The sequence below is a fragment of the Fodinicola feengrottensis genome (assembly GCF_039530045.1).
Classification (GTDB): domain Bacteria; phylum Actinomycetota; class Actinomycetes; order Mycobacteriales; family HKI-0501; genus Fodinicola; species Fodinicola feengrottensis.
This window is the reverse complement of sequence record NZ_BAAANY010000051.1, coordinates 1-9,795: the sequence shown is the minus strand read 5'-3', so window position 1 is coordinate 9,795 and position 9,795 is coordinate 1. Positions and strand designations below refer to the sequence as shown.

Genomic DNA, 9,795 nt, shown 5'->3' with positions numbered 1-9,795 from the left:
GGGGAGGGAGGGGGGGAGGGAGGGAGGGAGGGAGGGAGGGCCTGACCAGTCTACTATCTATGCATGTGCGGACTCCCCAACCACTATTCACAATAAGCATCATATGCGCTCCCGGAAAGGTTCCGGAGTTCGAACTCACTCAGCGATCGCCGGCCGATCGCCAGAGATGCAAGGAGATGCCCAACACCGCGCAGCATCTCCAAACTCTCGCTCTTATCTGACCCGATCTCCAGAAGTAATTTCACGCAAAGATCGGGTTCTATTGCCGAAAGCCGCACAGCGACCGAGAGCCGTTCTTGGGGATTGTTCGCCATGTCGCGAATGTATTCTTCCGAGGATCTCGGATCAATATTCATCAACTATCATCTCCAAAGACAGCATTCAGAGCACCCGTAACATCGTCCGTGATAGATTCCGGCAAGTGAACAGTATAGTGATAGGGGTTGCTTCCAGTCTTCTCGACCTGGAAACCCGCATCCCTCAGTTCTCCAACTGTAGCCGAACGATACTCTCCACTCGCAGCTATCCGACCGGGAAGCTTGCTCATCGTCGAGATTCCGTGTGGAAAATCGTGCTGCACTGCTCTAGCCGCATCAGCTTGCAAACCATTAGTTGTCTCAGGTCCCTTCCCGAAGCGAAAAAGCGCCCTCGAGATGTCCGGACAATTGTGTACGAGAATTGAGCTCGAACTGCTCGCTACATAATAGGTATGCGTGTCACCGATGGTCAAATTGTAGGTCGGTGCGCGGCCCGTTGAGTTGCTGATCTTCTCTACGGTGCTGGTTGCGCCGTCTGGTTGGAGCAGTTTGTCACCGGGCGCCAGCCATGCTGCCTGTACGAATGCGTGTCGGGTGGCGTCCCAGTAGGGGTGGCCTTGGGTTGAGGTGATGGTCTGTACGTGACCGTGGGAGTCCTTGATCGTCACATCGGCGAAGTCAGTGTCGGTCAGGGTCTTCATCGTTGCAGTGACCGTCTGGACCGAGTTTTGGCCGGTCGACGGGTCGGTGGTCTGGACCTTGTCACCGACGTGGATCTGGGCGATCGGTACGAGCGCACCGCCGGCCAGCAGTACCATCGTCGCAGCGACAAAGCTGTTCGGACACGCCTCTTTCGCCACCGTGCGGCCAGCGGAGCTGACGGCTCCATCACCAGCGTCATCGGTGGCCGCCCGGGCAGCCGCCCGCGAACCAGCACCAACAGCCGTACGCTCAGCACTCGTAGCGGCGCCGCGGGCGCCAGCGGTGGCGGCCCGAGCGCCGGCAGCCGCGGCGCCGTCTGCTATCTCACCCGCGGCCGCCTTCGCGCCGGCTCCGGCGAACGCCGAACCGAGGCCCGCGGTCAGGGCCCCGACAGCGGCACCGGTGGCACCGGCCATCGCCAGACCACCCCAAGAGAACGAACCCTTACCCTCGACCTTGGTCTCAATCGCGTACTGAGTCATCGACCCAGCAGCACCAGCCAACGCCGCACAACCAATCGAGCCAGCACCCGCAGTAGCCGCCTCACACGCCAAACCAACAGCAACACCAACCGCGATACCAGCAATCACAGCCTTGTGATCATCGATCCAGTTCGCCGAACCGTTCCAAGCGTCACTGGCCTTATGACCAAGCCACCCCAACCAACCACCATCATCACCATGGTTGCTACCCGAGGCATTCGTCGTCGGCGGCCGACCACCACCACCGCCGCCACCGCCACCGCCACCGGAAGGGCCAGCAGGCGGACCGATCTGCCGACAGTACTGCTCACAACCACCGCTGGCTTCCTCAGTCATGTTGCCCGACGGGTCACTACTGGTCACCGGCGACGACTGCGCGTACGAATATCCCTGCAACTGCTGCGGATCACCAATACTCACCACAGAATCAGCAGAAATAAACGCACCCAAAGTCGAGTCATAATCCCTGGCGCCGACCTGCTCCAACCCAGACGACTGAACCGTGCCACCAACAAAACCGTGCTGATTCACCCACGACTGCTTCGTGCCACGAGTCTCACCAAAAGGCGTCTGCCGACGCTCGGACACCGTCTGCGCAGCATCAGTACCAACAGTCGTGTTCGTCGTGCCCTGCCAGTCCGGCATCAACCACGTCACACCCGCAGCCGTACGCTGCGCCAACGTCGCACTACCGCCATCGGTGTAGAACCGCGTCCCACTGACGGTCTTCGACGTCGCATTCAGCCGCAACTCCTCGCCCGGCAAATACAACGTCGTCCCCGACGGCTCACGACTAATCAACGGCGTGCCATCGGTGCTATAGACGTACGAACTCGTCAGACCTGAATCAGTCTCGGACGCCAACTTGCCCTCGGCATCCCACGACAACTGCTGACCACCAGGCCGCGTCAACATCGACCCATCAGGGTCGTACGTGTAACCGTTCGTCGTCGACCCATCAGCATCCACCACAGTCGCCGACGCGACCGCGTGTGGCTGCACACCACTGGTGGGGTAGTGATAAGTCGTCGTCGAGTCGCCGCCGGTGCCAGCCTCACCAGTCAATTTGCGCAATGCCGGCGAACTGGTCACGTCATGGTCGGTCTTGGTCAGCCGGTTGCCGGATGTGTCATATGCGAACGACTGCCAATACGGCGACACACCACCAACCGTCGAAGCTGACGGCGAATCAGAGCAAGCCCCAGCCGACGGTGTCCATGCCTGCGTCATCCGCTGCACATAGTCGTACGAGAAACACTGCGTGTCAGCTGTCGGCGCACCCACATCGCCGTCTTTCGTCGGCGTCTCAGCGATCTTCGTCATATTGCCCGCAAGGTCATACGAATAGCGGGTGTCGGAAATTGTCTGGCTCGGCGAACCCGTCTCACGAGACAACAGGGTGTCGACAATCCGGTGCGTGCCCACGTCGTATGTCAGGCCGATCTGGGTCACCGGCTTCGTGTCACCAGTCGCCATCGTATAAACCGACGGCTCACCGAAATCCGAATATTGCGTACCAGCTACATAACTGACCTGGTCGCTCTTCAGAGTTGTCGGCTCACCCAAGTCGTCATACCCATATGTCAAACTCTCCGCCGGCAAACCACCGGCCGCCGGCTCGGTATTTCCACCGAGCTTGCCGTCGATCGTGTACGACGAGCCGAAGGTGTATGTGCCCGCCAGCGCGCCAAGTGTCGTGTCACTCGACGGAATCGAAATCGCCGTTCCGGTCGGCCGATAGCCATCGTCATAACCGGTCACAGCCGTCTTGTACGCATTCCCGCCGGAATACCGCGTCGTACCGGTCGGCTGGCCCTTCATCAAGGTGTCGTAGGTCCAGTCAGCCAGCTTCGTTCCCGAGGTGCTGCCGTCGAACTCCGCCGACTTACGACCGATCTGGTCGTACGTGAAAGCCAAGGTGTGCTTTCTGGCATCAGTTGTCGTCAGCACATCACCAGCGGTGTTGTACGTCGTGGTGCTGGTGCCGCGGTCGGGATCCTGCAGGCTGATCTGCTGCCCGAGGAAGTTATAACCAAAGGTCCGAACGGTGTTGTCCGGCGCGGTCACCGTCAGCGGCTGGTTGCGAGTGTTGTACGTGTATTTCGTCGAATCGTAGGCACCGGTCGGCGTCGGGCCATGGAATTGGCGCAGTTCCGTGGTGCGGTCGTAGATATCGGTATACGTCGACGTTGGCGTGCCACCGGCAGGCGGCGTGACATCAGTGTGGTCTCCGCCGTAGGCGGTCGCCGTTCGCCACAGCTCCTTACCGAGGGAGCTGACCGCACTCACCGTCGGTCGTCCCGCGCCATCGTACGATGTAGCCGTTTGGTTCGGGATCAGGTTGTTGTCGGTGTAAGTCGCGAGATCTGGGCCGGCTGCCCCGGTCGCGGGATAGACGGCATTCTCCTTCACGACCCGACCAGCGGTGTCATAGAAGGTGTCGCTGATGAGCCGACCATATTTGGTGCCGGCCGCGGTGGCCTGGGTCTGCCGAGGCCTGAGCAACCCGTCGTAGATCGAATAGGTCGCGATCCGGCCACCGTTGGAATTAAGAGTGCTGGTCGTCACCGTGTTCACACCGCTGGTACGCACTGTGTACGAATAGAGGGTGTTCGCCGCCTCGGCACTCTTGTCCTGGCCTGGCAGCCAAACAGCGGTCAGCCGTCCCAAACCGTCGTAGGCCAGGTCCGTACGCTTGTTGTTCGGGTCGACCTGGTCAACCATCGAACCCGTTGCCGGGTCATAGTCGACGGTGGTTTTCCAACCCAGAGGGCCGGTCGACACAGTCGTCGTCAACGGTCCACCGGACGCCGGCGTGTACGTGGTCTGCGAGTGATTTCCCCGAATATCCCACGAGTCGCTGACACGACCGTAGAGGTCATACGCGGACTTCGACGCCGTTAGGTATGTGGGAGTGCCGTTGTTCCAATCGGAGAGGCTTTCGACCAACGTCGTGTCACCCTTGGTGGGCGCGACACCCCAGACCTGGCCGTCGAAAGACGTGCGTCCATCGCCCAAAACCTGGTCCGCGGTCGTCGCCGTCTGACCGCAAGGCAACGCGGTGGTCTGCATTCGGGAGACGTAAGACATCAGCCACGCAGTGGTATTGCGCGCGTACGTGGTGACCGCGCATTTTTCGTCACCGGTCTTGGCTTCGTCACCGGTGTCGTTGACCTGTGTCTGCATCCCGTAGGCGTCGTACGTATTGGTGACCGTATTGCGCATCAGGCCGCGGCCACCGTCAAGATCCGTACGCTTGTGGATGCTGCCAGGGGCCACGTATCGCGAGACCACCGTGTCGCCGTTGATCGTGCGTGACCCCGTCGGCGCGGACGCCCACGGGTCCGTGATGGTTCCGGAGACCTCGGCGGTGCCGTTCTTGGAGATCGTCTCACGGGCCATACCCGAGAAAGGATCGCTGTCCGGCCAGGTGCCGCCCTGTGAGTCAGTGAGTTGGACGTTCTTGCTACCGCTCGACGTTTTGTCGCTGTTCATACCACGGAAGTAGAGCGTTTCTCCCGTTGTCGCGTCGGCACCTGTGCCTTCAGTGACCTTGACCCGGCCATAACCTCGCCAAACCGACCAGGTTTTGTCCTGTGTAGTGATAACGCCGTTGTCGTCTGTGTAGTGCCAGGCGCCGCCGCCGTCATATTCGTAGCTAGTCACCTTGTCCGGTGAGGCCCCGACCTGGTCTGTCTCGGTTACCTGACTGACGACATATTTGTGGAACCAGTCGGTAATCGGGTCCGTGTAACCATCAGGTGTCCACCGCACCGGATAGCAGCGCATCGTGTTCGAATCGGCGGACGACGGCATGTGAGTTCCGGCAACACACTCCGCAGGTGCGTACGCGACGCCGATCTTGCCGCCAGTTTCCGTGCTGATGCTCGAAATCCGCCACCAGTTCATGGCTGGCCGCTGATCGGTGGGTGTGTCAACGCGGTTGCTCATCTGCACACCGTCGAATGTGACGTCCGGCAACGTCGTCGCAGGCTGCCCTGCCGGTACATCCAGACCGACGTGGCTAATCCCGGCTAACCACAGCCCGGCCCGGGTCGAGTCACCAGGATCTCGATAGGACTGGTTGAGGGTCCATCGTTCCACGTTCCTCAGGGCTGTCCCACTAAGAACCTGTGTGGTGATGGTTGAGAGGCGTTTCTGTGTGAAGAAAGTAGGACCAGTCTGGGTGCAGCTAGTTGTCGACGTACAGGACTGGTCCCAGGGCACGTCGGGCCAACTGGTCGGAGTCTTGGCGCTGCAGTCCTTTCCGGCCACACAACGGTCCGCGTTGGCGAAAGTAACCTGCATCGGCGGTACGCCGAGGTTGCTGCCCGGCCCGGAGGTAATGCCCTCGCGGGTGCCATAGTGAATCTCATCAAGAGTCCCACCCCGGACGTACTGGGAGACGGCAGTGGAAGTCAGGTCACGGCCGTAGTTGTTGAGTTCCTTTGTGTACCAGTACGACATCGAGTTTCCGTGTGGATCCACGACGTAGTCCAAGTTCCATCGCCATGCCTGGTCGCAGTACGAGGCATCGAAAGTCGGCTTGTTGCACGGCTCGCCCGCGTCGTTGCCGAAGACCGGGGCGGTCCATACCGAATTGGTTTGCCGCGCGCCGCTTGTCCAGCCTGGAATGCGGTTCCGGCCAAACCAGTACTGCGTGCCGTTGGGCGTGGTGACCTTCCAGTATTCGCCATCGTTGTCGCCGTTGCCGAGTGAAGTGTCGGTGAGGTGCTGAATGCGCGAGCCGTCGTCCTGCCTCGGATGCCAGGCATCACCACTGTCCGCCTTGATCAGCTCGACCGTTTTGCCGTTCAAGGTCATGGTGGCGTTGTCGGTCACCCAGCACTCGTCACCAGTTTTGGTCTTGTTGTTCGAAGTGGTCCGCATGTCCTCCCCACACGAGCGGTAGCTCCGCTCGATGTAGCCGGACCACATGTCGAAACCCTCACCCACCCACGAGGGCTGGTTGTTTGTCGCCGCGGTCCGCCCGTCCACACTTTGCGCGGAGTACGAAAGACTCAAACTCGGGGTCGGACCGCCGAGGCTCGGCGGCGTACGCAGCGGGTACGACCACGTGAAATCACCAGACGGTCCGCCGCCCTCCCAGCTGCCAGACGGCGAAAGCGAAGTAGCACTGAAGGAGCCCGAGCCACCGCTGGCACCAGCGGCGAGCGCGTACAGGGCACCAGTCGGCGCAGCGGCCCCCGTGGCTGTGGACGGCTGGCCAGCGGCCACGACAGTGGCTCGTACCCATCCGCTGGTCAGGTTTGTCGACGGAACCGGGGTGCCAGCGCACGTGCCGCTGCCGGGCGTTGTCAGCGCACAGTCGGGCAGCTTGAGCAGCCGTAGCCTGTTCCCGAAATCCGCCCCATAGGCGTTGCGGAATGCAGAGTAGTTGACGCTGAAGTCGATGTTCCCAGGGCTGGTGCCACCGTCGGCTCGCACCACCCGCAGCAATACTGCCGGGGTGTTCGCAAGGGCTGTGCCAGCAGTGTTGACGACCTCTACGCTCACTTTGGTCGCAGCCGCGACCTTCGCCGACGCCGCGCCAGTGGCTGGGACGGCGTTGACCGAAACCGGCAGGGATCCGACCGACCCGGTCGCCGTGCCGCTGGCGGCTGGCGCCTTTACGGAGGTGCCGCTCGCCGGCGCGCCGACACTCATCGTCGCTATGGCAGGCGATGGCCACGCGGAAGTCTTGGGTGTCTTCAAGTCGTGAACCGCACCCGGATCAGGCTTCTGCGCGACGGGAGGGGCGTTTTCCGTCGGAACCTGGTTGTACTGCCGCGGTTTCAGTGGCTGGTAGCCGTCAGCGGCGGCCGCCGACTCAGTGCCGGTGAGCATCGCGGCGACGACTGCGGCAGCAACAGTTCCCGCGGTCACAGCCCGAAGAATTCCAGCTTTACGCCGAGTGAATACGGACATCAGATCCTCCGAAGAAGGCTGCGGTACGGGACAGAGACCGGCATCTGTGCGTCGACCGGCCTACGCATTAGGGCTCACTGAGAAGTCGTTGATCTGCCGCCCGGAAAGTACGCCGCTGTACACTTCGACGGTGTCAACAGCGCCATGCACATAGTCTCCGAGAACGCCACCATTCTTCCCGCGACCAATCGCCAATGACCCGGTGGCATTCCAGTTGGACGACATTGCGAGGGTCCCGGCCAACGTCCCGTCCACATAAATACGGATCTGCCGCGCGACCGTGTCATATACGCCAACCAGGGCCGTCCACCTGCCGACGATGGGATTGACGTCCGAGGACACGTACTGAACCGGCGAGGTGTCGGTGTCGTTGGTTCGGAAGGAGAACGCCCATTTCTTGCTGTCCGTTCGATACTGAAGATAGAAGTTACTGTTCCGGACCCCGTCCTGGCTGACGAAAGTCTCCCAGGATGAGGTGGCATCCAGCCGTACCCAGGCGGCGACCGAGAAGCTTTGGTCAGTGTGAATCACTGGCCCGCTCGTCTGGGCATATCCCGAAGTCCCATTCAGGGCCATCGCGGTCGCGAAGGAATCCCTGTCTGGTATCCACGACGCACCCGGCGACAGGGTCACGTCGTGGCCGCGCCCGCTGGCATCCGTGCTGGTGGTGCCAGTGTTCTCATCGAAATTCCAGCGACCCAACTGCGAATCGCTGTCCACCATCGCCACCAATTCGTCCGCGAGGACAATGCGATCCCAGATACGAACATCATCGATGTCCCCGGCGAAGAACTCGGCGGGTTGCCCCGCGAGCTGAGATCGACCAATCAGAAGTGGCCCCATGGCGTTCCAGGAGTTCGCCACCGTGACCGGTGGCCCTGAGGTCCCGTTCACATACATCCGAGCCTCGTTCTTGACCGAGTCGTACGTGCCGGCCAGATGCACCCAGGTTCCGGCCACCGGCGCGACACCCGAGTCGGCGACCACCACGTCGGCGGCATCGGAGTCTGTCGCCGTCATCGCGAAAACCCAATGATTGATACCGGTTCGATATTGGAGGGAGAATGCGGTTCCGCTGTTCCCGGCTTGGCTGAGGACGGTTTCATTCGCCGTCGGAACCGCTGGCACCTTCACCCACGCAGCCACGGTGAAGGTCGCATTGGTCGTCAACGCCGGACCGCTGCTGGTCCCGTACCCGCTGGTTCCATCGAATTGCAGCGCTTTGTCGGCCGAGTCGGAGGTGCGGCCGCTTACCCACGACACGCCGTTCACTACGTTCGCGCCATGGTTGTTCCCCGACGAATCGGCGACCGTCGTGCCGGTGCCCTCATCAGCGGGGTAACTGATCGTCGGGTCGGTGGCAGATTTGGTGTAGAACCGGTAAAGCAGCGGGTCTGAGACGTTGCCTGCTCGATCTTCCGATCGTACGCACAGAGTCGCCTGTCCTCGAGTGGTCGGGGTGATCGCGACCGTCGCAGAGCTACCAGGTGTCCCGACCTTTACCTCTGTGGCGCTGGTGGGAGCGCAGCTGGTAAGGCTGTATCGATATCCGACGATGTCGTTGACACCGTGGTCGGACACCCCATTGGAACCGAAGATGAACCGTCCCGTACGACCCACTCCGCCGTGGGAAGAATCGTCGTTCGGGTAATCAGTTGAGGAAACCGTCGGAATTTTGTCCGGCAGCGTGGTGTCGACGGTGAACTCACAGACCTTCGACCAGGGACCGGTGTCGATCCCGTCGTTGGTTCGGGCCTGGAAGTAGTAGCTCTGGCCATCGGCGAGTTGGCTGGCCGGAACCGCGCCGGTCAACCTGGTCCCACTTCGCATGCTTGACTGGCTGATCGAGCCGATGAACGAGCTCGATCCAAGCGCACCGTAGTAGATTCCGGCGGAAAGCAGCTGACCCCCGTCATCGTCAGAGACCGCGGCCGACAGCGTTGGAGTGGTCTCGCCCACGAACGGACGGCTGTCACCGCTCGCGCATCCCTTCCCGACAGCATCCAAATCGGTCGGTGCGTTGGGAACCGTGTTGTAGGTGACGTTCAGCCGCGCGGACGTAGGGTCAAAGGTCTTCCATTGGTCGTGAGTGCTTTCATTAGGAGCTTTCATGCCGAACGTAATGACCTTGTTCTGATTCGCGTACGACTGCACCTGGCTGACTAGTTGGCCTCCACCGAACTCGACAAACTTGTGTGCGTCATCGCAGGAAACACTGCTAGCCGAAGAGATCGCCGAGCCTGTCCACGAACCCGAGTGGTTGCGCCAGGTCGTCGAGGCGTCGAATGGCGCGACTACGCGCAGCTCATCGTATGAGGCCGTACAGGAATAAGAATGCGTGATGTAGACGGAGAACGTGACGCCGGTAAGGGGCTGGAATCATATAAGATTTCAAACAGTTGATTTGATTGTGTAGTTCCACTCGC

General features: G+C 61.2%; 2 protein-coding genes. Both read right to left on the bottom strand.

What is annotated here, in order from left to right:
- Positions 1 to 355 precede the first annotated feature (355 nt).
- Positions 356 to 7,327, bottom strand: a complete 6,972-nt coding sequence (locus ABD301_RS41140) for a polymorphic toxin-type HINT domain-containing protein (protein ID WP_344315441.1) — start codon at positions 7,325 to 7,327, stop codon at positions 356 to 358.
- A gap of 102 nt (positions 7,328 to 7,429) precedes the next feature.
- Positions 7,430 to 9,481 carry a LamG domain-containing protein gene (locus ABD301_RS41135; RefSeq protein ID WP_344315439.1) on the bottom strand — a complete coding sequence of 684 codons (2,052 nt, stop codon included), beginning with the start codon at positions 9,479 to 9,481 and terminating at the stop codon, positions 7,430 to 7,432.
- Positions 9,482 to 9,795: the final 314 nt, after the last annotated feature.